The organism is Demequina sp. NBRC 110051, assembly GCF_002090055.1.
Taxonomy (GTDB): domain Bacteria; phylum Actinomycetota; class Actinomycetes; order Actinomycetales; family Demequinaceae; genus Demequina.
Genome location: NZ_BBRH01000008.1, coordinates 128,520 through 154,085 on the forward strand (window position 1 = coordinate 128,520; position 25,566 = coordinate 154,085).

Consider the following 25,566-nt stretch of genomic DNA (forward strand, 5'->3'; position numbering starts at 1 on the left):
CACTTCCGCGGGGTGGCATCGCGCAGTGGGGTCGATGCGGCGGTAGGGTCCGGGACCATGGCATCTTCACGCCCTGCGAGCACCGGTAACAAGCCCGCGACCAAGCGCGCCCCCGCGAAGGGAGCGGCGAAGAACCAGCCGCAGCGGCCCCCGGCCGTGCTGCGCGGTGCCGCGGCGGTGGGCAGGGGAGTCTCCGGCGCCGTCGGGTCGGGTGTGAGGTCGATCGGTCATGGAGCGCGTGAGGTGAGCCCCGAGGTGCGCCGCGACGGCCAGGCCATCCTGATGGTCATCGCCGCGATCCTGATAGCCGCGCGCGAGTGGTTCGGCATGACCTCCTGGGCCGGCACGGCCATCCACGTGGTGGTCGCCGGTGCCGTGGGCGCCGTCGCGGTGCTGCTTCCGCTCGTGCTGATCGCGGCCGCGATCCGACTGTTCCGCGCGCCCCAGGAGGAGCAGGCGAACCACCGCCTGTCCCTGGGGGCCTTCATCCTGTTGCTCACGGTGACGGGCCTCATCGCGATCGCCGAAAGCAGGCCCAGCCCGAACGGCGGCTGGGAGGGCCTGCGCGAGGCCGGCGGCTTCGTGGGCTGGGTAGTCGGCAACGGCCTGGCCAACCTGCTGTCCACGCCGCTGGCCGTGATCGTGCTGATCCTGCTCACGCTGCTGGGCATCCTCGTGGTGATCGGGCTGCCGCTGCGTGAGCTCATCGCGCTGATCCGCGCGCGCTTCACCCGCCACGCACCCGAGGACGACGACGAGCTCGACCTGCCCGAGCACCGCACCCTCGAGCGCGGCACCTCGGCAAAGGCGCCGTCGCGCCCCAAGGCCCCCAAGGCTCCCAAGGAGCCCAAGAAGCGCCGTAGCCTCTTGGGCCGCCGTGCGGAGGAGCCGGTGGAGGCGGACCTCGACGAGTACGAGGGCGACCACGCCTTCGCCACCTCCGTGGACCACGCGAACGTCGACACGGGCCAGACCGAGGTCTACGGCTCTGTGCCCTCCGCACCCGCCGACCCCGCCGCCCAGGCCACCGAGGTGCTCACCACCACGACCGGCCCGGTGTCTCCCTACGCCGACGATCCGTATGCGGATGGCGAACCCTACGGCGCGAGCGACCCCGAGGCCTCCACAGAGGCCCTCGGCGAGGTCGCCGGCGAGGGCGCGCATGCCGCCCCGCCGCGCACCCACCTGGTGCCCGCAGGCGAGCAAGGCGAACTGGAGAACGCCAAGCCCTACGTGCTTCCCAGCATGGACTCGCTCGTGCAAGGAGCGCCGCACAAGGCACGCTCGGCCGCGAACGATCGCGTGGTGGAGGCGCTGACAGCCGTGCTCGAGGACTTCGGCGTGAACGCCGAGGTCACGGGCTTCACCCGCGGACCGACGGTCACGCGCTACGAGGTCGAGCTGGGCCAGGGCGTCAAGGTCGAGCGCATCACCAACCTCTCCAAGAACATCGCGTACGCGGTGGCGAGCCCCGACGTGCGCATCCTGTCGCCCATCCCGGGCAAGAAGGCCATCGGCATCGAGATCCCCAACGTCGACCGTGAAACGGTCGCGCTGGGCGACGTGTTGCGCTCGGCGGCCGCGCAGAAGAACGACCACCCGATGGCGATCGGCATCGGCAAAGACGTCGAGGGCGGCTACGTCCTCGCGAACCTCGCGAAGATGCCGCACCTCCTGGTCGCCGGTGCGACCGGCGCCGGTAAGTCCTCGTTCGTCAACTCGATGATCACGTCGATCCTCATGCGCGCCACCCCCGACGAGGTGCGGATGGTGCTCGTCGACCCCAAGCGTGTCGAGCTCACCATCTACGAGGGCATCCCGCACCTCATCACGCCCATCATCACCGATCCCAAGAAGGCCGCGCAGGCCCTCGAGTGGGTGGTGAAGGAGATGGACATGAGGTACGACGACCTCGCGATGTTCGGCTTCAAGCACGTCGACGACTTCAACAAGGCCGTGCGCTCGGGCAAGGTCAAGCCGCTGCCGGGTTCGAACCGCACCCTCACCACCTACCCGTATCTGCTGGTGATCGTCGACGAGCTCGCGGACCTCATGATGGTCGCGCCGCGCGACGTCGATGAGTCCATCCAACGCATCACGCAGCTCGCGCGTGCGGCGGGCATCCACCTGGTGCTCGCCACGCAGCGCCCGTCCGTGGACATCATCACGGGAACGATCAAGGCGAACGTGCCCAGCCGCCTCGCGTTTGCGACAAGTTCGCTCGCCGACAGCCGCGTGGTGCTCGACATGCCGGGTGCCGAGAAGCTCATCGGCCAGGGCGACGCCCTGTTCCTGCCGATGGGGGAGTCTAAGCCCATGCGTGTGCAAGGCTCGTGGGTGTCCGAGACCGAGATCCATGCGGCCGTGGAGCACACCAAGCGCCAGGCCGATCCCGAGTACCGCGACGACGTGACCCAGGCCGCCTCGAGCGCGGTGGTCGACGCGGACATCGGCGACGACCTCGACGACCTCATCGCCGCCGCAGAGCTGGTCATCACCACCCAATTGGGGTCCACGTCGATGCTGCAACGTAAGCTCAAGATGGGCTTCGCGAAGGCCGGTCGCCTCATGGACTTGCTGGAGACCAGGGAGATTGTGGGACCCTCGCAGGGCTCGAAGGCGCGCGATGTGTTGGTCAGGCCTGACGATTTGGCGGGAACTCTGGCTATTCTTCGGGGTGAAAGCTCGGCGCCCGTGGGGGGCTCGGACATCGATGAGGAGGCTGAGGACGCACCGTGGGAGGACTCGTAGAGCTGTTCCAGCAGCCCGCCGTCGCCGCGACGGCCACCGCGCTGGTCCTCGTCCTCGCCGCGCTCACCTTCTTCTTCTTCTGGCGCTCCACCCGCGCTCGCCAGGTGCGCGATCAGGTGGTCGCCCGCGAAAGGCGGATGCAACGCCGCTTCGAGGCGGTCATGTCGTCCACACGCGACGGCATCATCATCGTGACCCAGTCCGACGAGATCGCGCTGCTGTCCGACGTCGCGGCGTCCGTCCTGGGCGTCTCACGCGAGGACGCGGTGGGACGCCCGCTGTCCCGCCTGAACCTGCGCGCCGTCGACGACCGCGTGCACCCCATCATGCTGCGCCAGGCCTTCGGCATCGGCTCCGATGACGAGACGCCGCGCATCGTGGGCGTTCCCGGGCGGCGTGGCGCCGACGACATCCGCTGGGTCCAGGTGCGGGCGCGCGTGGTGCCCGAGGGGCTCGATGACGGGCCCGTCACGGTCGTCACCATCATGGATACCTCGGGCCTGCGCGAGGCGGCCGAGGCGATCAGCCGCTCCGACGCCCAGTTCCGCAAGGCGATGGAGAACGCGCCCGTGGGCATGGCCCTAGTGGACCTCGAGTGGCGGCTCATGGAGGTCAACCGCGCGTTCGCCGAGATGATGGGCTCCACCGTCTCTGCGCTCAGGGGAACCCCGTTCTCCGCGCTGAGCCACCCGCAGGACCTGCAGGCCGAGTCGGACCAGCTGCAGCGCCTGTACGAGGGCCGCCAGAACCGCTTCAGCGTCGAGAAGCGCTACGTGCGCGTCGACGGCAACGTGGTTTGGGCCGTCCTCGACGTGGGGCTCGTGCGCTACGCGGGTGGTGCACCCGACCACTACGTGGTGCAGGTGCGCGACAGCACCGACGACCGCATGCACACCGAGCTCATGGCGCACCGAGCGATGCACGACCCGCTGACGGGCCTCGCCAACCGCACGCTGCTGCAAGAGGTTTTGCAGGAGGTGCTCGACCAGCCCAACCCCGAGCAGTACGTGGGTGTGCTCGCGGTCGACCTGGACGGCTTCAAGGCGCTCAACGACCGGTTCGGCCACGCCACCGGCGACACCGCGCTCGTCCATGTCGCGGGGATCCTTCGCGCCGCCACGGCCGGCCACGGCACCGTCGCGCGCACGGGCGGAGACGAGTTCGTCATCGTCGTCCAGCACGAGGAGTGCTCCAAGACGATGTATGGCATCGCGACCGCGATCCACGAGGGCCTCAAGCGGCCCATGCCCATCAAGCGTCACCAGATTCAGCTCCACGCGTCGATTGGCATCGCGGTCGCGGACTCCGACACCATCGCGGGCGGTGCTCCCACCCTGCTCAGCGCCGCGGACGCCGCGATGTATCGCGCCAAGCAGACCGGCAAGGCACGCACGGAGGTGTTCGAGCCCTCCATGCACACGGCGTCCGACACGGCCGCGGCGCTCGTGGGCGAGATGGCGGAGGCGATCGACCGCGGCGAGTTGGTGCTGTACTACCAGCCCATTCTCGAACTCGCGACGCGCACCATCGTGGGCTACGAGGCCCTGGTGCGCTGGCAGCACCCCACCAGGGGCCTGCTGCTGCCCGGGGCCTTCCTGCCTCACCTCGAGGACCGGCAGGTCTCGACGCAGCTGGGAGCCGCGCTTGTCGATCAGGCCGCGAAGTTCCTCGCGGACGGGCCCAGCCAGCACACGTGGGTGTCGCTCAACGTCTCCGCCGACCAGCTGGGCGACTCCGAGTTTGCCGACAGGGTGCTGTCGGCGATCGGGCGTCATCAGCTCAGCCCTCAGCGACTCGTCGTGGAGCTCACCGAGGCCTCGCTCGTCGCGCCCAACACGCGCATCAGGCACGAGCTCACCGAGCTGCGCAACGCCGGCGTGCCGATTCTCCTCGATGACTTCGGCACGGGTGTGTCGCCGCTGAGCTATCTGCGCGACCTACCCGTCTCCGGTGTGAAGCTCGACATGTCGTTCGTCGCGGGCATTCCCGAGGACCCCGCCGGCGCACGCGTCTCGCGCGCCCTCGGAGCGCTCGCGCGCGAGCTGGGTCTCGCGACCATTGCGGAGGGCATCGAGACCGAGGCGCAGGCCGAGTACCTCGCACGCTGCGGCTGGCGCTACGGCCAGGGGTGGCTCTTCGGCGTCGCTCAGCCCGCCCAGGCGGTGACCGAGGCGGTTCCGGTGGTCGTGTCGAGCCTCATCGATCCGCGGCCTTACGAGGCGACGTCGCTCGACGCCGCCCGCACGGAGAACTAGTCCCGCACCGCGTGCTCAGCCACCCACGGTCGGTGACGGAGATGCGGTCGCCGCCACGGCATCGGCCGTCCTGGCGAGGGGAGTCACGGAGGTGGCGAACGCCTCGACGGGCGAGGTGACCTCGGGGGCGTCCTCGCCCATGGCGGCGGCGACGCGCGCGTGCCGCTCGCGCGCCTCGACGGCGCTCATGGAGCCCGCACCGTCGTCGAGAATCTCGCTCAGCACGTACATGCGATGCCCGTCGAGCCGGTCGACCGTGACGCCGGTCCAGCCCGCCTGGACAGTGACAGGGCCATCGCTCGGGACGGTGAGTGTCGCGCTCAGCAGCGCGCCGGAGTTGGTGTCGGCTACGCAGCACTGGGGGCCCTGGTTCGACAGGAAATTGCCCAGCCCGTACGCCGTCCACATGCCCTCGCCGGACGGTCCGCCGTCCAGCAGTTCGAGCGGCTGCGGCACGTGGGCGTGGTGGCCCACATACAGGTCGACCTCGCCCGAATCGGCGATGGCCTGCGCGATGGTGCGCTGCGCGGCGGTGGGTTCCGTGCGGTACTCGACGCAGCAGTGGACGGAGGCGATCACCACGTCTGCGCCCTGCTCGCGGGCCCGCGCCGCGGCGTCGATGATCGGCTGGGCGTCGGCGGCGTCGGCATCGAACGTGTTGACGGACCACGGCATCCCGTCCGGCTTGGGGAGGCCGTTGAGCCCGTAGGTGTAGGAGACGTTCGCGACCGTCACCGTCGCGTCCGCACCCACCACCTCGTACATCTGGGTCACCGCGGCCTCCTCCTCGGTGCGCGCGGTGCCGGCGAAACCCAGGCCCGCCTCCTCGAGGTCGGTGGCGGTCACCTCGAGGCCGGCGAACCCACGGTCGACGGAGTGATTCGAGGCCGTCGAGCAGCCGTCGAAGCCCATGCCCGCCACCCCCGCGACGATCTCGGGAGGCGCGGCAAAGACGGGATAACCCGACGCGACACCATTGGGAGAGACGGGCGTCTCCATGTGACACAGGGCGAGGTCGGCCGCGCTGACGAAGGGCTCGACGCCTGCCAGCAGCGGCGCGAAGTCGATACCATCGGCGGTGGTGGCCGAGCGCACCACGGGCATGTGCGGCAGTACGTCGCCGCCGGCGACCAGCGTGAACGTGACCGGCTCGTCCGGCGTGGGGGACGGTGTCGCGGCCGCGTCGCTCGGCCCGGCGTCCGGCTCCACCGGCGCGGCGGTCACCGTGGTGACGGCCGATGCCGTGGCTGGCTGGCCGGTCGCGGCGCCTGGGGTGGTCGCTCCCAGCGCCGCCCCGGCGGCGATGGCGAGGACCGCTCCTGTCGTCAGAACGGTGGGCGCGATCCAGGCGGTGCGGCTGGAGCGGTGGCTCGCGCGTGAAGGCATGGGGGACATGATGACAGGAGCACTCGTGGCCTCGCGAGCCGCGCGCTCGGGCTAGGGTGGGCGCGTGACCGGAACCGTGCCCAACGCGCTGACGGCGCTGCGACTCATCGTCGTGCCGATCGCCGTGGTGCTGCTCGTCGTCGACGACGGCGCCGAGGGCCCTGCGCGCTGGTGGGCGTTCGTGCTCGTGGCGCTCGCCGCCGCGACCGACTGGCTCGACGGCTACCTCGCGCGGCGCTGGGAGGTGGTCTCGGCCTTCGGCAAGCTGGCGGATCCCATCGCGGACAAGGCGCTGGTACTGGGCGTCCTTGCGTGCCTGGTGGTCGTCGACGGGATTCCGTGGTGGCCCCTCGCGATCCTCCTGGTGCGTGAGGTGGGGGTCACGATCGGACGTCTCGCGGTGGCCTCCGAGGTGGTCATCCCTGCCTCGCGGGGCGGCAAGATCAAGACGACCCTGCAGCTCACAGCGCTGTTGATGTTCCTGGTCCCCGGCTTCCCCTCGTGGTTCGACACGATTGCGTGGTGGGTGTTGGTCGCGGCGGCCGTCGTCGCCATCGTCACCGGCATCGATTACGCGCGCACCATCAGGGATGCCGCGCGGGCCCACCGCGAGGGCGTGGCCGGTGCCCGCTGACGCGGGTGAGGACATGGGTGCCGGCGACGACGGCGTCGAAGGTGCGTCCCTTGCCGCGGCGGTCGCGACCGCGGCGCGCGAGCGGGCCGCGACCATCGCGTGCGCCGAGTCGCTCACGGGTGGGGCGCTGTGCGCGCGCCTGGTCGACGTGCCGGGAGTGTCCGACGTGCTTCGCGGCGGGGTGGTGTCCTACCAGCTCGCGGTGAAGTCCGCAGTGCTGGGTGTCCCCGCAGACTTGCTCGACGACCCCGGGCCCGTGAGCGCCCAGGTGGCAGCGGCCATGGCGACGGGTGTGCGGTCCGTGTGTGACGCGAGCCTGGGGCTGTCCACCACCGGTGTGGCCGGTCCCGAGCCGCACGGCGGGCACGCGCCGGGCACGGTCTGGGTGGGTGCCGCGTGGGGCGATGACGTCCGCACGCGCATGGTGCACGTCGACGGAGACCGTGCGCGCGTGCGCGCGGGCGCGATCGACGCTGCGCTCGCACTGGCTCTCGAGATCCTCGAAGAGGCGTAGGGGCCTTCTGGCCCTGGGGAACACAACTGGGGTACCCTGCGTTGCTACAGGCGTGACCAGTAATGTCATGTCCACGCCAAATGTGAGGAGGGGACGCATGCCCGTGTTGCGCACCGAGATCGGAGACGTCCTGCGTGACGCTCGCCTGACCCAAGGCAAGACGCTGCGCGACATCTCCTCCGGAGCCCGGGTGTCCCTCGGCTACCTCTCCGAGGTCGAACGCGGCCAGAAGGAGGCGTCCTCCGAGCTGCTGGCGTCCATCTGCGAGGCGCTTGACGTGCCGATGTCGGCCATCCTTCGTGAGGTCTCCGACCGTTTCGCGACGGCCGAGTCCCTTGAGGGTGTGTCCGTGATGCCGTCCATCCCCGACACCGTCCCGGAGCTGCTGGGCGAACTGCGCTCGCGCTAGTGCGCCTGAGCGAATTCTGGGAGCTCGCCGACGACGTCTTCGGCGCCGCCTCTTCTCGTAGTCTCGCGCGCGACCTCGCGCTCGACAGGCTCGAGTCGCGCACCGTGGCCGAGGCGCTGGAGGACGGCGTTCCCGCGCGCGACGTATGGCATGCGTGGTGCGCTCAGATGGATGTCCCCGTCGCTCAGCGCGACGGCGGCGACCGCACGCGTATGGTCCCGCCGGCGCGCTAGCCGGCGCCTTCCGACGCTCCCGCGTCGGCGTGTCGCACGCCCTCGAACAGATGTTCGATTACTGTGATGCACAGGAACCCGCGAGAAGGAGTCTCGGCACGCGTGCGGCGGCCCCCTCGTCACGATGTCACAGGCGAGTCGTACCGTCGACACGTACCGCATGATTCGGCAGCGATGCCTCGAACGACAAGGACAAGACATGGCACAGGCAGCAGACCGCTCGAAGGCTCTCGAGGCGGCTCTCGGACAGATTGATCGGCAATTCGGCAAGGGCTCGGCCATGCGACTCGGAGAGCGCAAGACCGTCGCGGTTGAGGCGATTCCCACCAGTTCGCTCGCTCTCGACATCGCGCTTGGCATTGGCGGACTTCCGCGCGGCCGCATCGTCGAGATCTACGGTCCCGAGTCCTCCGGTAAGACCACGGTCGCCCTCCACGCGGTGGCCAACATGCAGAAGCAGGGCGGAACGGCCGCGTTCATCGATGCCGAGCACGCGCTCGACCCCGAGTACGCCAGGAAGCTCGGCGTCGACATCGACAACCTGATCATCTCGCAGCCCGACACGGGTGAGCAGGCGCTCGAAATCGCCGACATCCTGGTGCGTTCGGGTGGCGTGGACATCCTCGTCATTGACTCGGTCGCGGCTCTGGTGCCCAAGGCCGAGATCGAAGGCGAGATGGGTGACAGCCACGTGGGTCTCCAGGCGCGCCTCATGTCGCAGGCCCTGCGCAAGATCACCGGTGCGCTTAACACGACCGGCACCACCGCGATCTTCATCAACCAGCTGCGCGAGAAGATCGGCGTGTTCTTCGGTTCGCCCGAGACCACCACGGGTGGCAAGGCGCTCAAGTTCTACGCGTCGGTGCGCCTGGACGTGCGTCGCATCGAGACCCTCAAGGAGGGCACCAACCCCGTCGGTAACCGCACCCGCGTCAAGGTGGTCAAGAACAAGATGGCTCCGCCCTTCAAGCAGGCCGAGTTCGACATCCTCTACGGCCAGGGCATTTCGCGCGAGGGTGGCATCATCGACCTCGGTGTGGAGCACGGCTTCGTGAAGAAGTCCGGCGCCTGGTACACGTACGAGGGCGATCAGCTGGGCCAGGGCAAGGAGAACTCCCGCAACTTCCTCAAGGACAACCCTCAGTTGGCCGACGAGATCGAGCTCAAGGTTAAGCGCAAGCTCGGCGTGGGCATGGCCGCCGCGGACGAGGCAGAGGAGTCTGCCGACGACGCCGCCGCGCAGGAGGGCGCCACCTTCTGATGCCGCGGGGAGGCCAGGACTCCGCCGCCGCGCTCGACCCCGCGGAGCGCGCCCGGGAGATCGCACTTAGACTCCTGACGCACTCCGCGCGGTCGAGCGCGCAGCTGCGCGACGGCCTGGTATCCCGCGATGTGCCCGAGGAGATCGCGGACGCGGTGGTCGCGCGCTACCAAGAGGTGGGATTGCTCGACGATGCCGTCCTTGCTGGCACCATCGCCCGCACCCGTCATCATGAGCGCGGCAAGTCACGCCGCGCCATCCAGCAGGAACTGGCCCGCAAGGGCTTCGAGGCCCAGGACGTCGAGAACGCTCTCGAGCAGATCACGGACGAGGACGAGCACCAGGCCGCCCGGGCCCTTGCCCGCAAGCGCTGGGATCAGCTAGCGGGCGTGGACTACGACGCCCGTGTACGGCGGGTCGTGGGGATGCTGGGTCGACGGGGGTATTCGCCATCCTTGGCCTTCGCACTCGTGAAAGACTTCTCCCGTGCCGATGACATAGGCGCGTAGTGTGACCTGACACGGAGAAAGGGTGGTGCCACAGTGCCGCAGTTGATCGCGACGGTGGCCACCCTGGCGTTGCTCCTCGTCTCGCTGTTGTTGGTGTTCTACGCGCGCCGCGAGGCTGAGGCGATCCGACGCTCCGTCGCGGCCGAGACGCAAGGCACCCGCGAGGAGGCGCGTGACCTGGTCTCGGAGGCGCAGCGGCGCGAGGAGCGTGTGGCCCAGCGCGAGAAGGATCTTGCCGCCGATCAGCGTGCGGCGCAGACATACGCGCGCTCCCTCGAGGAGCGTGCCGCGGTGGTGGCGCGCGATGAGCGCCGCCTCGCGTCCGAGCGCGACGCGATCGGGGAGCAGACCCGCCGTGCGCTCGCCGAGACCGCGGGTCTGAGCGCTGCCGAGGCGAAGGAGCAGCTGCGCGCCCACCTGGTCGCGGAGGCCAAGGAGGAGGCGCGCGCCGACGTGCGCCGTATTGAGCGCCAGGCCAAGAACTCCGCCGACAGGCGGGTGCGTGAGATCCTCGTGGGCGCGATGCAGCGCCAGGCGGCGCGCACGTCTGCCGAGGCGGCAGCCACATGGATCGACCTGCCCAGCGATGACATGAAGGGTCGCATCATCGGCCGTGAGGGACGCAACATCCGCGCCTTCGAGTCCATCACCGGCGTCAACGTGCTCGTCGAGGAGGGCGTCAACGCCGTCCAGCTGTCGTCCTTCGATGTCGAGCGGCGCGAGGTGGCGGAGATCACCCTGCGCGAGCTCATCGACGACGGCCGCATTCATCCCCACCGGATCGAGTCCGTGTACCACGCGGTCGTCGAGGGGGCTCAGGCCCGCCACCTCGAGGCCGGCCTTGACGCCATTGAAGCTGCGGGCGTGCGCGGCATCACCGAGGACATGTGCGTCACCCTCGGGCGCCTGCGGCTGCGCAGCAGTTACGGCCAGAACGTCCTGTCGCACCTGGTCGAGGCCGCTCAGATCGCCGGGGACATCGCGCGAGAGTTGGGCGCCGACGTCGAGCTCGCCACCCGCGCGACCTTCCTGCATGACATCGGCAAGGCCTTCACCCACGAGCGGCCCGGGACACATGCGACGCTCGGCGCCGCCTACGCCCGCGACAACGGCGAGGCGGACGAGGTCGTGAACGCCATCGCCGCGCACCACGACGAGGTCCCCCCGGCCACGCTCGAGGCGCTCATCGTGCAGGTGGCGGACGCGATCTCCGCGTCGCGGCCCGGTGCGCGCCGCGACGATGCCGATGCGTACATCGAGCGCATGGAGAACCTCGAGAAGCTGGTGGCCGAGCACCATGGCGTGTCCAAGGTCATCGCGATGGCCGCAGGTCGTGAGGTGCGTGTGGTCGTGGAGCCCGACGAGGTGGACGACGCGGGGGTTCAGGCCTTGGCGCGTACAATTGCCGAGCACATCAGCAGCGACTTCAGCTTCGCTGGAGAGATCAAAGTGACCGTGATCCGCGAACTTCGCGCGGATGCCGTCGCAGGGTAGGCATGACAGACACCGCACCAGCACCCACGTACCTCGTCCGCACCCTCGGGTGCCAGATGAACGCCCACGACTCCGAGCACATGGCCGGCCTCCTGGAGGGCGCCGGCTACGCGGCCGCGCCCCTCGGCGCCGACGAAGCGGACGTGGTGGTCATCAACACGTGTGCGGTGCGTGAGAACGCCGCGACGCGCCTGTACGGCAACCTGGGTCAGCTCGCGTCGGTCAAGGCGCAGCGTCCGGGCATGCAGATCGCGGTGGGCGGCTGCCTCGCGCAGAAGGACCGCGGCGAGATCATCGAGAAGGCTCCGTGGGTCGACGTCGTTTTCGGCACCCACAACCTCGACGTGCTGCCGGTCCTGCTGGAGCGCGCGCGCCACAACGCCGAGGCCCAGGTGGAGATCGAGGAATCGCTCCAGGTGTTCCCCTCGACCCTGCCCAGCCGTCGCGACGCGATCGCGAGCGGGTGGGTGTCCATCTCGGTGGGCTGCAACAACACGTGCACCTTCTGCATCGTGCCGTCGCTGCGCGGTAAGGAGCGTGACCGCCGGCCGGGAGAGATCCTGGCGGAGGTTCAGGCGCTCGTCTCTCAGGGCGTCGTCGAGGTGACGCTGCTCGGACAGAACGTCAACTCCTACGGCGTCGAGTTCGGTGACCGAGGCGCCTTCGCCAAGCTCCTGCGGGCTTGTGGCGAGATCGAGGGGCTCGAGCGGGTGCGCTTCACGTCGCCTCACCCCGCGGCCTTCACCGACGATGTGATCGACGCGATGGCGGAGACCCCCAACGTGATGCCCAGCCTGCACATGCCGCTGCAGTCGGGTTCCGACGCCGTGCTGCGAGCCATGCGCCGCTCGTACCGCTCCGCGAAGTTCCTGGGGATCCTCGAGCGCGTGCGAGAGCGTATGCCCGATGCCGCGATCACCACCGATATCATCGTGGGCTTTCCTGGGGAGACCGAGGAGGACTTCCTTGAGACCATGCGGGTCGTCGAGGCCTCGCGATTCTCGTCCGCCTTCACGTTCCAGTATTCGCCGCGGCCCGGCACCCCCGCCTACGACCTCCCCACGATTCCCAAGGAGGTCGTCCAGGAGCGCTATGAGCGCCTGTGGGCCCTCCAGGAGCGCGTGTCGCTGGCCGAGAACGAGGCGCACGTGGGCCGCACGGTCGAGCTGCTGGTGCTCGACAGCTCCGGTAAGGAGGCCGGCGGCCGCAAGGACGCCGCCAACGCGCGCCTGTCGGGCCGCACGCCGGGCAACCTGCTGACGCACTTCACGGTGCCGGGTGGCGCCGACGTGCCGCGGCCGGGCGACATGGTGACTGTCGAGGTCACCCACGGCGCCCCGCACCACCTCATCGCCGACTCCGGCCTGGTGGGCGGCACATACTCCGTGCGTCGCACGCGCGCCGGTGACGCGTGGGACTCGGTCCAGGCCGGCGAGCACGACCACGGTACGGGCGGCTGCGGCGACTCGTGCGGCACCGGGGGCAGTGCCGCATCGGGCCCGGTGGGCCTGGGCATGCCGCGCCTGCGCCCCGTCGACGCCTAGGTCATGACAGCGTCTCACGCGACGGCCGATCTCCCGGTCGTCGCGATCGTCGGCTCGACCGCAACCGGGAAGTCCGCCATTTCGTTGGCGGTCGCCGAGGCTCTCGACGGCGAGATCGTCAATGCCGACGCGATGCAGTTCTACCGCGGCATGGACATTGGCACGGCCAAGCTCCCCGTGGTCGAGCGGCGCGGGATCGCCCACCATCAACTCGACACCCTCGACGTGTCCGAGGATGCCTCGGTCGCGCGCTTCCAGCGCGAGGCGCGGGCCGACATCGCGGCGATCCGCGAGCGGGGGAGGACCCCCATCGTCGTCGGCGGATCCGGGCTGTACCACCGTGCGCTGCTGGACCGCTTCGAGTTTCCGCCCACCGACGCGCAGGTGCGCGCCCGGCTCGAGGCTCGCGGCGAGACCGAGGGGCCCGGGGTGCTGTACCGAGAACTTTTGGAATCCGATCCCGAGGCCGCCGCGAGCATCGGCCCGTCGAACACCAAGCGCCTGGTGCGGGCACTTGAGGTGATCGAGATCACCGGCCGCCCGTTCTCGTCGGGCCTGCCACGCCACGAGTATCAGGTGCCCGCGATTCAGATCGGTCTTGAGGTGTCGCACGACGTCCTCGACCCGCGCATCGACGCGCGAGTGGACGCGATGTGGGAGCAGGGCCTGGTGGACGAGGTCACGGGCCTCGTCGCGCAGGGACTGCGCGACGGCACCACCGCCCGGCGTGCCGTCGGCTACGCCGAAACGCTGCGCCACCTCGACGGGGAACTCACGGCGGATCAGACCCGGGCGCTCATCGCGCAGCACACGCGCCGGCTCGCGCGTAAGCAGCGTCAGTGGTTCCGTCCCGATCCTCGCGTGACGTGGATCGAGGGGCCGATCGATGAGGCCGATGCCGCACGCGCGGCCGCCGATGCCCTCGCCGTCGTCACCGGTGGCGCCGGTACCCTGAGCGCATGACCACGCTGCGCTTTGCCAAGGGACACGGCACCGAGAATGACTTCGTGCTGCTCATGGACGAGCGCGGCGACATCGATCTCACCCCCGAGGTGGTGCGCTTCCTCGCGGACAGGCGCGCGGGCCTGGGAGGCGACGGGGTGATCCGGGCGGTGCGCGCGGACGCGCTGCCGTCCGGCACCGTGCCGGGCGCGGACTCCCTTCCCACGGACGCCTGGGTCATGGACTACTGGAACTCCGACGGCACCACCTCCGAGATGTGTGGCAACGGCGCGCGGGTGTTTGGCGCATTCCTCGAGTCTCACGCGGCGGTGGATCTGTCCGGCGGGCTGGAGTTCGGCACCCGCGGCGGCCCGCGCACCGTGACGGGACTCGGCGACGGTCGCTTCGCGATCGGCATGGGCGGATATGTGTGGGGCGAGGGCGGCTTCGATGCCACCGTCGAGGCCCGCGGCCTCATCCCCGCGCGCCCGGGGCTGTCGGTGGACGTCGGCAACCCCCATCACGTGGTCGCGCTCGGCTCGCTCGACGAGCTCGCCGCGGTGGACCTCTCCGTCGCCCCCATCGTGAGCCCCACGCCGCCTGCGGGCTCGAACGTCGAGTTCGTGGTGCCGCTGGGCGAGACCGAGGTCGATGGTGAACTGCGCGGCCGCGCTCGCATGCGCGTGCACGAGCGTGGTTCCGGCGAGACGCGCTCGTGCGGCACGGGGGCGTGCGCGGTGGCGCTCGCCGTCCGCGAGTGGGCCGGACCCGGTGCGCCCGACGTGTGGGACATCGACGTGCCCGGCGGCCAGGTCACGGTGCGCATCACACCCGACCACACGGTGCTCGAGGGCCCCGCAGTGCTGGTGGCCGAGGGCACCGTCACGCTGCCCTGACGGGTCGTTAGTCGCGCACCAGGCGCAGCACCCTGAAGCCCTTGGCGGAGCCGATCTTGTCGATCTCGCCCCAGCGCTTGCCGTCGGCGTCGCGCTGCGAGGCGATCCAGGTGGCCAGCGAGTCCGCACCCAGGTTCTTCTGCACCACGAGGTGAGCCTGTGCCCCGGACGAGAGGCGCGGCAGCCATAGCGTGAGCAGGTCATGCAGCTGCTTCTTGCCGATGCGGATGGGCGGGTTGGACCAGATCGCGTCGAAGCGGCGCTTGGCAGGCACGTCGCCCGGCTCGCAGGCCTGGATGGCGCCCGCGGCGCCCAACCGCGCCGCGTTGCGCTGCAGGAGGTCGAGCGCGCGGCGGTTGACGTCGACCGCTGTGACCTTGACCTCGGGCTTCAGCAGCGCCGCGGTGAGTGCGAGCGGACCCCAGCCGCACCCAAGGTCCAGCAAGCGGCCGTCGGGCGGTGGCGGCAAGTGGCGCAGCAACACCTGGGTGCCCAGGTCGAGGTGCCCGGGGGAGAACACCCCTGGAGCCGTCTCGAGGTCCACCTCGCGGCCCGCGAGATTCACGCGGATCAGCCTGCGCTCGTCGGCGGAGGCCGGCTCGGCGGTGAAGTAGTGGTCGGTCATTCCTGCGAGGGTACAGAAACCTTGCTGGTTCGTGGTGCCGTGCGGTGCGACAATGGACGGAGCATGACAGACGACCGCGACGACATCGCCGACCAGAATTCCATCGCACGCGCCGAGGCGAGCCTTGAGCGCGTGCTCTCGCGCGCCGGGACGGCGGTGGCCGAAGGGGCCACCGCGTACACCGATTACGACGGCGACCAGTTCGAGCGTGAGGAACGCGCCGCCCTGCGCCGTGTCGACAATCTGTCGACCGAGCTCGAGGACATCACCGAGGTCGAGTACCGCCAGCTGCGCCTCGAGAAGGTGGTCCTCGCGGGCCAGTTCTCCCGCGGCACCTACGCCGAGGCGGAGATCGGCCTGCGCGAGCTCGCGGCACTCGCCGAGACCGCGGGCTCGGAGGTGCTCGACGGCGTGCTGCAGCGTCGCCCGCACCCCGATCCGGCCACGTACCTGGGTCAGGGCAAGGCGAACGAGTTGGCCGACATCGTCAAGGCCGTGGGCGCGGACACGGTGGTCGTCAACGACGATCTCGCGCCCTCGCAGCGTCGCGCACTCGAGGACGTCGTCAAGGTCAAGGTCATCGACCGCACCGCCTTGATTCTCGACATCTTCGCCCAGCACGCGAAGTCCCGCGAGGGCAAGGCGCAGGTGGAGTTGGCGCAGCTCGAGTACCTGCTTCCGCGCCTGCGCGGCTGGGGTGAGTCGATGTCCCGCCAGGCCGGTGGCCGTGTGGCCGCCGGTGCGGGAATCGGCTCCCGTGGTCCCGGTGAGACCAAGATCGAGCTCGACCGTCGTCGCATCCGCACCCGCATGGCGCAGCTGCGCCGCCAGATCAAGGCGATGGCGCCTGCACGCGAGGTGCGCCGCTCCAACCGCACCGCCCTGCCCAACGTCGCGATCGTGGGATACACCAACGCCGGCAAGTCGTCGCTGCTGAACCGCGTGACCGGTGCCGGTGTGCTGGTCGAAAACGCGCTGTTCGCGACCCTTGACCCCACCGTCCGCCGCTCGTCGACCCCGGACGGTCGCGCCTTCACGGTGTCGGACACTGTCGGGTTCGTGCGCGACCTGCCTCACCAGCTGGTGGCCGCGTTCGCCTCGACCCTCGAGGAGGTCGCCCACGCCGACCTGATGCTGCACGTGGTCGACGCCTCCCACCCCGACCCCGAGAGCCAGATCTCCGCGGTGCGCGAGGTCCTCTCGGACGTCCCCGGGGCCGATCAGGTCAAGGAGGTGCTGGTCCTCAATAAGGCCGACATCGCCGAGCCCGAGACGCTGCTGAGGCTGCGTGCCAGGCGCGAGCCCACCATCGAGGTCTCGGCGCTGACGGGCGAGGGTATCGACGCCCTCATGGACCTCATCGCACGCGAGTTGCCGCGTCCCGCGGTCAAGGTCGACCTCACCGTGCCGTACACGCGTGGCGACCTCGTGAGCGAGGCCCACCGCCACGGCGAGATCCTGTCCGAGAGCCACGAGGCCGACGGCACCCGCCTCGTCGCCCTGGTCGACGAGGCCCTCGCGGCACGCCTGCAGGCCGCGGCTCACGCCGCGTGAGCGGGGCCGATGCCGTGGCCGGCTCGGGTACCCCGCCCACCCCAGCGATAGGTGACGGGACGGCGCAAGCCGCGCCGGCATCGGCCGCCGAGACGGAAGCCGTCCGGCTCCTCGACCTCGCCGTAGGCACGCTCGGGGGAGCGCGCCGCGAGGGGCAGACGCGCATGGTGCAGGCCGTCGAGCGCGCCCTCTCAAGCAACGGTCACGCCCTAATCCAGGCGGGCACGGGTACCGGAAAGTCGCTCGGCTATCTGGTGCCCGCCGTCGCGCACGCGGCCCGCGAGGGCAAGCGCGTGGTGGTGTCGACGGCCACACTCGCGCTGCAACGCCAGGTGTTCACCAAGGACATCCCGCTCGTACTCGACGCGCTCGAGCCAGAGCTGGGCGAGCGCCCCCTCGCGGCGCTGTTCAAGGGCCGCTCCAACTACCTGTGCAAGCACAAGCTCGCGGGCGGTTACGGCGAGCCCGACGAGGACATGCTGCCCATCGTGGCCGGTCCCACCAGCGAACTGGGCCGCGAGGTGGCGCGGCTGCACCAGTGGGCCGACGAGACCGACACGGGCGATCGCGACGACCTAGTGCCGGGCGTGTCCCACCGCGCCTGGGCTCAGGTCAGCGTCAGCGGCCGCGAATGCCTCGAGTCCAAGTGTCCGGTGCTCAAGGAGTGCTTCTCGCAGCGCGTGCGCGACCAGGCCGCCGACGCTCACGTGGTGGTGACCAACCACGCGGTGCTGGGCGTGCAGGCCGCTAGCCACGACATGCTGGGCGAACACCACGCCCTCATCGTCGACGAGGCCCACGAGCTGGTGGGGCGCATCACCGGCGCCGCCACCCACGAGCTCACGGTCGCGCGGGTGGACCGCGCCTCGAGCGCCACGCGCCGGGTGGGCATCACCACCGAGGATCTCGACCGCGCCGCGCGAGCGCTCGATGCGGCGCTCGGAGACGCCCGTCCCGCACGCCTGCGACAGGGGCTGGGCGAGGAGCTGGCCGCCGCGGTCGAGCTGGTCCGCGGCGCGGCCCGCGCGGTCCTCAGCGCGGTGCAGAAGGCGACCAAGGACACACCGGAGTCGAAGGTGCCAGGGGATACGGCATCGGCCACCGCCAAGATGGCCAGCGCCGCGCTTCAAGAAATCCATGACGTGTGCGAGGAACTCGCGGGGGAACACGGCCGCTACGTCATCTGGCTCGCCCCGCCCGACGGGGACTACGAGTCCGAGCGAGCCGAGCGGATTGTCGCCGCGCCGCTCGACGTCGCGGGGCTGATCCGCGAGCGGCTCATCGCCGAGCGCTCGTCGGTGTTCACGTCCGCCACGCTCGCCCTGGGAGGCAACTTCGACGCGATGGCGCGCCACCTCGGCATCGACGACCCCGAGACGCTCGATGCGGGCAGCCCCTTCGACTACGGACGCCAAGGCATCCTGTACGTCGCGAAGCATCTGGAACGCCCCGGTGCGGGCGGGATCTCCGACGCGGCGCTGGACGAGCTCGCCGCGCTAATCGAGGCCGCTGGTGGGCGCACGCTGGGACTCTTCTCGTCCCACCGGGCGGGCCAGGCGGCGGCCGAGGCCATGCGCGAGCGCCTCGACGTCCCCGTGCTCTACCAGCTCGACGATCAGCTCCCCACGCTCGTCGAGCAGTTCAAGGCGGACCCGCGCGCGTGCCTATTCGGGTCCACGTCGCTGTGGCAGGGCATCGACGTGCCGGGTCCTACGGCCTCCCTCGTGGTGATCGACCGCATCCCCTTCCCGCGGCCTGACGAGCCCATCTCGCAGGCGCGCACCGAGGCGGTCGCTCAGCGCGGAGGCAACGGCTTTATGGCGGTCTCGGCGACCCACGCGGCGCTCCTCATGGCGCAGGGCGCGGGCCGGCTCATCCGCGCCCACGACGACAGGGGAGTGGTCGCGGTGCTGGACTCACGCCTCGCTACCGCGCGCTACGGCGGGTTCCTGGCGAGGTCTATGCCCGAGCTCTGGCCCACGACCGACCGCGAGACCGTCCTCAGCGCGCTGCGGCGCCTGGACGAGGCCGCGACCGCCGACGGGCGGTGACGCCGGCGGCGATCAGACCCGCCGCATCACCGAGACGACCTTGCCCATGATCGACGCGTGGGTGCCGTCGATGGGGGTGTAGGCGGGGTTGTGCGGCATGAGCCACACCTGGCCGTCGCGGCGCCTGAACGTCTTGACGGTCGCCTCGTCATCCAGGAGGGCGGCGACGATGTCGCCGTTTTCCGCGGTCTGCTGACGGCGCACCACCACCCAGTCGCCGTCGCAGATCGCGGCATCCACCATCGAGTCACCCGTGACGTTGAGCATGAACAGTTCGCCGTCGCCGGTGAGTTGGCGCGGTAGCGCGAAGATGTCCTCGACGGCCTGGTCGGCGAGGACCGGGCCTCCGGCCGCGATGCGGCCCACGAGCGGCACCATCGAGACGTCCTCGCGTCCGTCCGGGTGGGCCAGGGGGGCGGGTTCGGGGGCGGCCGATGCCGTGGCCGGCTCGGCCTCCGGCATCACCACCTCGATGGCACGGGGGCGGTGGGGGTCCCGGCGCAGGTAGCCCTTGGCCTCAAGCGCCGTCAACTGGTGCTTGACCGAGGAGGTGGAGGTCAGGCCGACGGCCTGACCGATCTCGCGCATGGACGGCGGATAGCCACGGGAGTCGACCGAGTCGCGAATGGTGAGGAGGATGCGGCGCTGGCGGTCGGTGAGGCCGCCGGTGGCGCCGGGGAACTCGTGGATGGTCGCGCCCGGCTCGGACTGCTCGGCCATGTCTCCTCCTCGCGGGCACGGGGCCCGCCGTCGATGTCAGACCCCTCTGGTGTGCTGACACCCATGACGCTAGAGGAGAACACGCACGGAATCAAACACATGTTCGAGCGTGTCTTGTCAGCGTCGGCCCCTGGTGCTACAAATAGAACATGTGTTCGACGAACAAGTGTTCGAATGGAGGATGACATGACCGCAATGGCCCCCGCCGCCACGCTGTTCCCCACCGGTGTCCGCGCCCCGCGCCCCGTCACGGGCATGCGTCTGCACCGCATCGACACCCCCGTCGCGCGCCGTCGCCGCCGCACCCTTGCCGCCGTCGTGGTCGCGATCGCCGTCGCCATCGTGGGCCCGCAGGCCGTCGCGGGTGACGAGCCCACCGCTCCCGTGGCCTTCGACACCTACGCGGTGGCGCCCGGCGAGACCCTGTGGTCGATCGCCGCGGCCCTCACCCCTGCGGGCGAGGACGTCAACGAGACCGTAGTGGCGATCCAAGAGTTCAACGCCAAGGGATCCTCGTCCCTGCGTGCCGGCGAGCAGCTCATCATCCCGGCGCTCGACTGACTCCCTGCGCCCACGCGCATGCGGCACGGCACGGTGCCCTATTCGTGGGAAAGTAGTTCCATGCACTGCCCGTTCTGCCGCAACCCCGACTCGCGCGTGGTCGACTCCCGTACGGCCGACGACGGCGCCTCCATCCGTCGCCGTCGCGAGTGCCAGGAGTGCGGACGCCGGTTCTCCACCGTCGAGACGGCGAGCCTCACGGTGCTCAAGCGCAACGGCGTGGCCGAGCCCTTCAGTCGCGAGAAGGTCGCGTCGGGCGTGCGGAAGGCCTGCCAGGGCCGGCCCGTCTCCGACGACGACCTCGCGTTGCTCGCACAGCGTGTCGAGGAGGCGATCCGCGCACAGGGAACGGCGGAGATCGACGCCACGGACATCGGCCTCGCGATCCTGCCGCCCCTGCGCGACCTCGACGAGATTGCCTACCTGCGTTTCGCGAGCGTGTACCAGGGTTTCAAGACGCTCGACGATTTCGAGGCGGCGATCGTAAAGCTGCGCGCCGAAGATGAGGCGGCGGAGTCCCCTTCGCTGTAGCGACTCGCTGTCGCGCCGGCCCGCGAGGGCCACGCGCCTCGTGACGGCGGCTAGCTCTCCAGCGGAGCGGTCGCTGCGGTGACGAGGACCTCCAACATCTGCTCGGGCGGGAGCGTGGTGCGCACGTGCACGATTTCGCGGTCCTCGCCCATGACGTCGTCGATGCCAGGCGTGGCAAGCAGGCGCGGCTCGAGCGCCTCGTACACGTCGCTTCCGTACGTGTATTCGTGGGCCTCATCGACCCACAGGGTGTAGGTCCATCCGGCGAGGTCCGCAGTGCTCACCGCGAAGAGGAGCTTGTCCGCGCCCACCTCCTGTCGCGCCAACTCCACGCTCGAACCCTCCACGGTGGCCGGCGCGGGCGCCGCGGGCGGGGCCCACACGCGCGCCGATGACAGGGTGCCCGGAATCTCATCGAAGGCCCGCGCGTGGCGCTCCAGGCCCGCGACGGTGCGCGCCCCGATCGCCTGGGTAAGGTCCAGCGGCAGCTCGCTCATCAGCGGGAAGCCCGTGAGGAAACGCGGGGACAGGTAGCCGCGATGGGTGGGATCGAGTTCGATGGCCCACTGCTGGGGGGAGTGTGCGTGCGCGAGCGAGGCGTAGTAGCGCGCCAGCGCGTCGACGAGCTTGGTGCCGTGCAAGGTGAGACGGTTGCCCAAGTCGCTGCGTCGTCCCCACGCGGTGCTGCGGGTGAAGGGGTTGCGTGAGGCGTCCTGGACGACGTAGTGGCATGCCGCCATGAACTCCTCGGGCGCCCACGTCAGGGTGTGGCCCGTTGACTTGTGCATGGTCTTGGCGAGGTAGCCGCGGCTCGCGTCGCCCTCGCCGAGCCACTCTCGCATCCACCTATCCGCGGTAGCGGCATCGACCGGCTGTGGTCCCCCTAGCATCCCCATGGCGGGAATGTAGCAGGGAGGATAATTCCAGGGAAGGGGTCAGCGCTTCTTCTTGGGACGGGGCTTGCCCTTGCGACCGCGGCTCGGAGCGGGCGCCGACTTCTTGGTCCCCGGTGCGCGCTTGCGAGGGTTGGGGTTGGGCTGGCGTTCGCGCCGAGGCGTGGACTCACGCTGGCCATCGCGCTCCGTCGACGCCGCACCGCGCTCAGATCCGCGCTTGCTGTCTCGCTGGGGAGACTCGTCGCGTCCGCGACCGGAGCGAGCGTCCTTCCCGCGGCTCCCGCCCCGGGCGGCACGCTCGTCCTTTGCCGGCCGGTCGCCCTTGCCAGACCGCTCGTCCTTGGTGGGGCGTGACGCGGGCCGTGACGCAGGGCGTGATCCGGGGCGTGAACCCTTGGCAGGCCGGCCATCGCGAGTGGGCCGCGCGTGGTCGGCGCCGCGCTCGCCAGCGGAGCCGCGGGTGTCGGCGGACCCGCGCCCTCCGGTGCGAGGCTCCCGCACAGGCACGCCAGAGGGCTCGCGTGCGCCCGTGAGCGCGTCGATCATCGCGAGCGTCTCCGCGTCGGTCTCGCGCACCTTGCGGAACGTCGGCTCGATGCCCGTGGCATCCACCACCCGGTCCATGGCCTTGCGCTGATGGGGCAGGGCCAGCGTCACCACGAGACCCTCGGCACCCGCACGCGCGGTGCGCCCGGCACGGTGGGTGTAGTCCTTGTAGTCGCCCGGCGGGTCCAGCTGGAGCACGAGGTCCACGTCCTCGACGTGAATGCCGCGGGCGGCGACATCCGTCGCGACGAGTACGGGGACGCGGCCCGCACGGAACGCGGCGATCGCCGTGTTGCGCTCGTTCTGCTCCTTGTCGCCATGCAGCGCGATGGCGTTGACGCCGGCGGCGCGCATCTGGTCGGCGATGCGGTCGCACGCCATCTTGGTGCGCACGAACACGATGGTGCGTCCTCGGCGAGCGGCGATCCGTGTCGCGACCTCGTATTTGAGATGAGGGGCGATGTTGAGGACCACGTGGCGCATGGCGGCGTCCGCGTCGTGGGTGACGTCGTGCAGGACGGGATCGTGCATGTGCTCGGCGATGAGCCGGTCCACGTCGCCGTCGAGCGTCGCGGAGAACAGCAGATGCTGCGCGTCGTCGGGGACGTCGGCGAGGATCTCCTCGATCTCGGTCATGAAGCCCATCTCGGCCATGTGGTCGGCCTCGTCGAGTACCACGATCTGTGTAGCCGAGGTATCCGCGTGCCCGCGCCTGACGAGGTCCGCCAGGCGACCGGGCGTCGCGATGACGAGCTTCACGCCGCGCTCGAGCGCGGCAATCTGCTTGGGCATCGACAGGCCGCCGGCCACCAGCTTGAGGGAGACCTCCATGGTGTGCGCGAGGGGCTCGAGGGCGTCGTGGACCTGCATCGCGAGCTCACGCGTGGGCACCAGCACGATGGCATGCGGACGGTGCGCTCGAGGGCGCCCCGAGTCCGCCAGCCGGGCCAGCATCGGCAGGCCGAAACCGAGCGTCTTGCCCGACCCCGTACGGGCCTTGCCCAACACATCCAGCCCCGCCATGGCATCGGCGATCGTGGCCGCCTGAATGGGGAACGGGTGAGTGATCCCCGCGGCCGCGAGGGCGCGCACGAGCGCGTCAGGAAGGCCGAGGCCCGAGAAGGACGCGGCGTCGAGGTCCTCGTGGTGCGTCAGGACAGGACCCTGAGGCGCACGGTGCCGTCCATCGCGCCCAACGCGGCCACCGCCTCGCGGGTGAGGCCCGCGGCGATGTCGGTGACCACGTATCCGAGCTCTCCACGGGTGGCGAGCAGCTGGCCCTCGATGTTGACCGAGTGCTCGGCAAAGACGCGGTTGACGGCCGCAAGGACACCGGGCACGTTGAGGTGCAGGTGAGCGATGCGGTGAACGCCAGGGGCCTGGTCCAGTTGCAGGTTGGGCAGGTTGACGCTGAGCGACGTCGAGCCCTTCTGCACGTAGTCGCGCAGGCGCGTGGCGACAAAGATGCCGATGTCGCGCTGCGCCTCCTCGGTCGAGCCGCCGATGTGGGGCGTGAGGATGACGTTGGGGATGTTCTGCAGTGCCGAGGTGAAGGGGTCGCCCTTCTTCTTGGGCTCCTCGGGGAACACGTCGATCGCGGCGCCACCGATCGCGCCGGACTCGAGGCCCTCGCGCAGCGCATCCACGTCGACGATGAAGCCTCGCGACAGGTTGAGGAAGATCGCGCCCTGCTTCATGGCCTCGAACTGTTCGCGGCCAAAGAAGCCGCGGTTGCCGCTGCGTCCATCCACGTGGAGCGTGACGACATCGGCCTCGGCTAGCAGAGCCTCGAGAGAGGGCATGCGGGTGGCGTTACCGAGAGCGAGCTTCTCGGCGGCGTCGTAGAAGATCACGTTCATGCCCAGCGCCTCGGCCACGACGGACAGCTGCGAGCCGATGTTGCCGTAGCCCACGATGCCGAGCGTGCGCCCGCGGATCTCGTGCGCGCCGTCAGCGGACTTGTTCCACACGCCCTCGTGCATGAGCTTCTGGTGCACGGGCAGGCGGCGTGTCAGCGAGATCATCTCCGCGACCGCCATCTCCACCACGGAGCGCGTGTTCGAGAAGGGGGCGTTGAACGCCGCAATGCCCTTCTTCGCCGCCGCCTCGAGGTCGATCTGGTTGGTGCCGATCGAGAACGCACCCACCGCGATAAGCGAGGGCGAGGCCTCGATGACCCGCTCGGTCAGCATCGTCTTGGAGCGAATACCCAGCAGCTCGACGCCGTCGAGGGCCTCGATCAGCTCGTCCTCGTCCATCGCGCCGGCGTGGTTGATGACCTCGATGCCAGCCGCCTCGAGGATTTCGGTGGCGGTGTGGGACAGGTTCTCCAGAAGAAGTGCTCGCACGGCGCCCATCTTTGCGTACGGCGCCCCCTGTTACCAACTCCACACCATTTGTCGGGCAGGGCGCGCCGTGGGGGAGCGCGTGCGTGGCAGGCTAGGGCGCATGACTCTCACGGGCCGCCTGGTGGTGCTGTGCGGCGCCGGCGCCGTCGCGATTGGCCTGGTGGCATGGCAGGGAGGGCTGGGCTGGCAAGACCTCGCCCACCTGGGCCAGGCCCGCAATGTGGTCGAGTTGGATGGTCAGGAGATCCGCATCCCGCACGTGGACTCGACCGGCGAGCGCCTCGCGCCCGCGGTGCCCGTGAGCACGGCCGGCGAGCACACCTTCCTGTTCGAGGAAGACGGCGAGCCGGTCCGGCTGGACCCCTGTATGCCCGTGGGATGGGTACTCAACCCCGCCGGCATGCCCGACGACGTCGAGCCGCTCGTCCACGCGGCCACCGCCGATCTCGCGCAGTACACGGGCCTCGTGTTCCAGTACGAGGGCACCACGGACGAGCCGGCGTCTTTCGACCGGCTCATCGTGCAGGAGCGCTACGGCGACCGGCTCGCGCCGGTCGTGATCGGATTCTCCGATGAGACGGAGACCCCTGATCTTGGGGGCGCGACGGCGGGACTCGGAGGGTCGACGTCGATCACGGGCGCCTACGGCGACCAGCGCTACCTGGGCGCGGGCGTCGTGGTGCTCGACCGCGACGACTTCGCGGAGCTCATGCGGTCGCAAAGCGGCACGGCGCTGGCCGAGGCCGTCATCCGCCACGAGCTCGCGCACGTGGCGGGGCTGGGGCACGTCGAGGCCGCAACCGAGCTGATGCACGACGAGAACACCGCGATCACCGAGTGGGGCCCGGGCGACCGCGAGGGCCTCGCGATCGCCGGCGCGGGGCCCTGCGCATAGCCAGCCCGGCG

Annotated in this window: 23 protein-coding genes; 17 read left to right on the forward strand and 6 right to left on the reverse strand. The window is 70.2% G+C overall.

Features of this window, described 5'->3' with window-relative positions:
* The first annotated feature begins 57 nt into the window (after positions 1-57).
* A complete protein-coding gene (locus B7K20_RS03315; RefSeq protein ID WP_084100340.1) occupies positions 58-2,751 on the forward strand; it encodes a DNA translocase FtsK in 2,694 nt (897 codons plus the stop codon).
* Positions 2,736-5,006, forward strand: coding sequence for a bifunctional diguanylate cyclase/phosphodiesterase (locus B7K20_RS03320; RefSeq protein WP_084100343.1), 2,271 nt, complete (start codon positions 2,736-2,738; stop codon positions 5,004-5,006). The genes B7K20_RS03315 and B7K20_RS03320 overlap by 16 nt, the downstream gene beginning before the upstream one ends.
* A 15-nt stretch (positions 5,007-5,021) precedes the next feature.
* Here B7K20_RS03320 and B7K20_RS03325 read toward each other — a convergent pair whose 3' ends face one another.
* On the reverse strand, positions 5,022-6,392 hold the full coding sequence (locus tag B7K20_RS03325) for a CapA family protein (protein WP_084100610.1): 1,371 nt from the start codon (positions 6,390-6,392) through the stop codon (positions 5,022-5,024).
* 64 nt (positions 6,393-6,456) lie between these two features.
* On the opposite strand from B7K20_RS03325, the gene pgsA reads away from it, so the two are divergent.
* The 10 genes from pgsA (at position 6,457) to dapF (ending at position 14,828) form a co-directional block, all read left to right on the forward strand.
* Positions 6,457-7,026: a CDP-diacylglycerol--glycerol-3-phosphate 3-phosphatidyltransferase gene (gene pgsA, locus B7K20_RS03330; RefSeq protein ID WP_084100346.1), complete on the forward strand. Its 570-nt coding sequence runs from the start codon at positions 6,457-6,459 to the stop codon at positions 7,024-7,026.
* The gene (locus B7K20_RS03335; protein WP_234985693.1) at positions 7,016-7,540 is read left to right on the forward strand and encodes a CinA family protein; all 525 of its coding nucleotides are present in this window, start codon (positions 7,016-7,018) and stop codon (positions 7,538-7,540) included. Before pgsA ends, B7K20_RS03335 begins: the two co-directional genes overlap by 11 nt.
* Before the next feature lie 97 nt (positions 7,541-7,637).
* Complete coding sequence (locus B7K20_RS03340; protein ID WP_084100349.1) at positions 7,638-7,949, forward strand: helix-turn-helix domain-containing protein; 312 nt, start codon at positions 7,638-7,640, stop codon at positions 7,947-7,949.
* Positions 7,949-8,182, forward strand: a complete 234-nt coding sequence (locus B7K20_RS03345; protein ID WP_084100352.1) for a DUF3046 domain-containing protein — start codon at positions 7,949-7,951, stop codon at positions 8,180-8,182. Before B7K20_RS03340 ends, B7K20_RS03345 begins: the two co-directional genes overlap by 1 nt.
* 199 nt (positions 8,183-8,381) lie before the next feature.
* Positions 8,382-9,443: a recombinase RecA gene (gene recA / locus B7K20_RS03350; protein ID WP_084100354.1), complete on the forward strand. Its 1,062-nt coding sequence runs from the start codon at positions 8,382-8,384 to the stop codon at positions 9,441-9,443.
* Positions 9,443-9,952: a regulatory protein RecX gene (locus B7K20_RS03355; protein ID WP_084100357.1), complete on the forward strand. Its 510-nt coding sequence runs from the start codon at positions 9,443-9,445 to the stop codon at positions 9,950-9,952. Before recA ends, B7K20_RS03355 begins: the two co-directional genes overlap by 1 nt.
* A gap of 33 nt (positions 9,953-9,985) precedes the next feature.
* Positions 9,986-11,446 (forward strand): ribonuclease Y, encoded by a 1,461-nt coding sequence (rny, locus tag B7K20_RS03360; protein WP_084100360.1) that lies wholly within the window; start codon positions 9,986-9,988, stop codon positions 11,444-11,446.
* 2 nt (positions 11,447-11,448) lie between these two features.
* The gene (gene miaB / locus B7K20_RS03365; protein ID WP_084100363.1) at positions 11,449-12,990 is read left to right on the forward strand and encodes a tRNA (N6-isopentenyl adenosine(37)-C2)-methylthiotransferase MiaB; all 1,542 of its coding nucleotides are present in this window, start codon (positions 11,449-11,451) and stop codon (positions 12,988-12,990) included.
* 3 nt (positions 12,991-12,993) lie between these two features.
* Positions 12,994-13,953, forward strand: coding sequence for a tRNA (adenosine(37)-N6)-dimethylallyltransferase MiaA (gene miaA / locus B7K20_RS03370; protein ID WP_084100366.1), 960 nt, complete (start codon positions 12,994-12,996; stop codon positions 13,951-13,953).
* On the forward strand, positions 13,950-14,828 hold the full coding sequence (gene dapF / locus B7K20_RS03375) for a diaminopimelate epimerase (RefSeq protein WP_084100369.1): 879 nt from the start codon (positions 13,950-13,952) through the stop codon (positions 14,826-14,828). Before miaA ends, dapF begins: the two co-directional genes overlap by 4 nt.
* A 7-nt stretch (positions 14,829-14,835) precedes the next feature.
* On the opposite strand, the gene B7K20_RS03380 is transcribed toward dapF, so the two are convergent.
* Positions 14,836-15,453, reverse strand: coding sequence for a class I SAM-dependent methyltransferase (locus tag B7K20_RS03380; RefSeq protein WP_084100372.1), 618 nt, complete (start codon positions 15,451-15,453; stop codon positions 14,836-14,838).
* Between the two features lie 63 nt (positions 15,454-15,516).
* Here B7K20_RS03380 and hflX point away from each other — a divergent pair, with 63 nt between their 5' ends.
* Positions 15,517-17,007, forward strand: coding sequence for a GTPase HflX (gene hflX, locus B7K20_RS03385; protein WP_084100375.1), 1,491 nt, complete (start codon positions 15,517-15,519; stop codon positions 17,005-17,007).
* Positions 17,004-19,058: an ATP-dependent DNA helicase gene (locus B7K20_RS03390; protein WP_304441301.1), complete on the forward strand. Its 2,055-nt coding sequence runs from the start codon at positions 17,004-17,006 to the stop codon at positions 19,056-19,058. Before hflX ends, B7K20_RS03390 begins: the two co-directional genes overlap by 4 nt.
* A gap of 12 nt (positions 19,059-19,070) precedes the next feature.
* On the opposite strand, the gene lexA is transcribed toward B7K20_RS03390, so the two are convergent.
* Positions 19,071-19,778 carry a transcriptional repressor LexA gene (gene lexA, locus B7K20_RS03395; protein ID WP_084100381.1) on the reverse strand — a complete coding sequence of 236 codons (708 nt, stop codon included), beginning with the start codon at positions 19,776-19,778 and terminating at the stop codon, positions 19,071-19,073.
* Positions 19,779-19,964: 186 nt separating this feature from the next.
* Between lexA and B7K20_RS03400 the strand changes: the two genes are divergently transcribed.
* Together B7K20_RS03400 and nrdR are read left to right on the forward strand one after the other, a co-directional pair.
* Positions 19,965-20,339 (forward strand): LysM peptidoglycan-binding domain-containing protein, encoded by a 375-nt coding sequence (locus B7K20_RS03400; RefSeq protein ID WP_159449307.1) that lies wholly within the window; start codon positions 19,965-19,967, stop codon positions 20,337-20,339.
* A gap of 60 nt (positions 20,340-20,399) precedes the next feature.
* On the forward strand, positions 20,400-20,870 hold the full coding sequence (gene nrdR, locus B7K20_RS03405) for a transcriptional regulator NrdR (RefSeq protein ID WP_084100386.1): 471 nt from the start codon (positions 20,400-20,402) through the stop codon (positions 20,868-20,870).
* A gap of 50 nt (positions 20,871-20,920) precedes the next feature.
* Here nrdR and B7K20_RS03410 read toward each other — a convergent pair whose 3' ends face one another.
* From B7K20_RS03410 to serA, 3 genes are all read right to left on the reverse strand, one after another.
* Positions 20,921-21,712, reverse strand: coding sequence for a hypothetical protein (locus B7K20_RS03410; protein ID WP_084100389.1), 792 nt, complete (start codon positions 21,710-21,712; stop codon positions 20,921-20,923).
* Positions 21,713-21,805: 93 nt separating this feature from the next.
* Positions 21,806-23,404 carry a DEAD/DEAH box helicase gene (locus B7K20_RS03415; protein ID WP_084100392.1) on the reverse strand — a complete coding sequence of 533 codons (1,599 nt, stop codon included), beginning with the start codon at positions 23,402-23,404 and terminating at the stop codon, positions 21,806-21,808.
* A gap of 59 nt (positions 23,405-23,463) precedes the next feature.
* Positions 23,464-24,669, reverse strand: a complete 1,206-nt coding sequence (serA, locus tag B7K20_RS03420; protein WP_084100395.1) for a phosphoglycerate dehydrogenase — start codon at positions 24,667-24,669, stop codon at positions 23,464-23,466.
* Positions 24,670-24,760: 91 nt separating this feature from the next.
* Here serA and B7K20_RS03425 point away from each other — a divergent pair, with 91 nt between their 5' ends.
* Complete coding sequence (locus tag B7K20_RS03425; protein WP_084100398.1) at positions 24,761-25,555, forward strand: hypothetical protein; 795 nt, start codon at positions 24,761-24,763, stop codon at positions 25,553-25,555.
* Positions 25,556-25,566 lie beyond the last annotated feature (11 nt).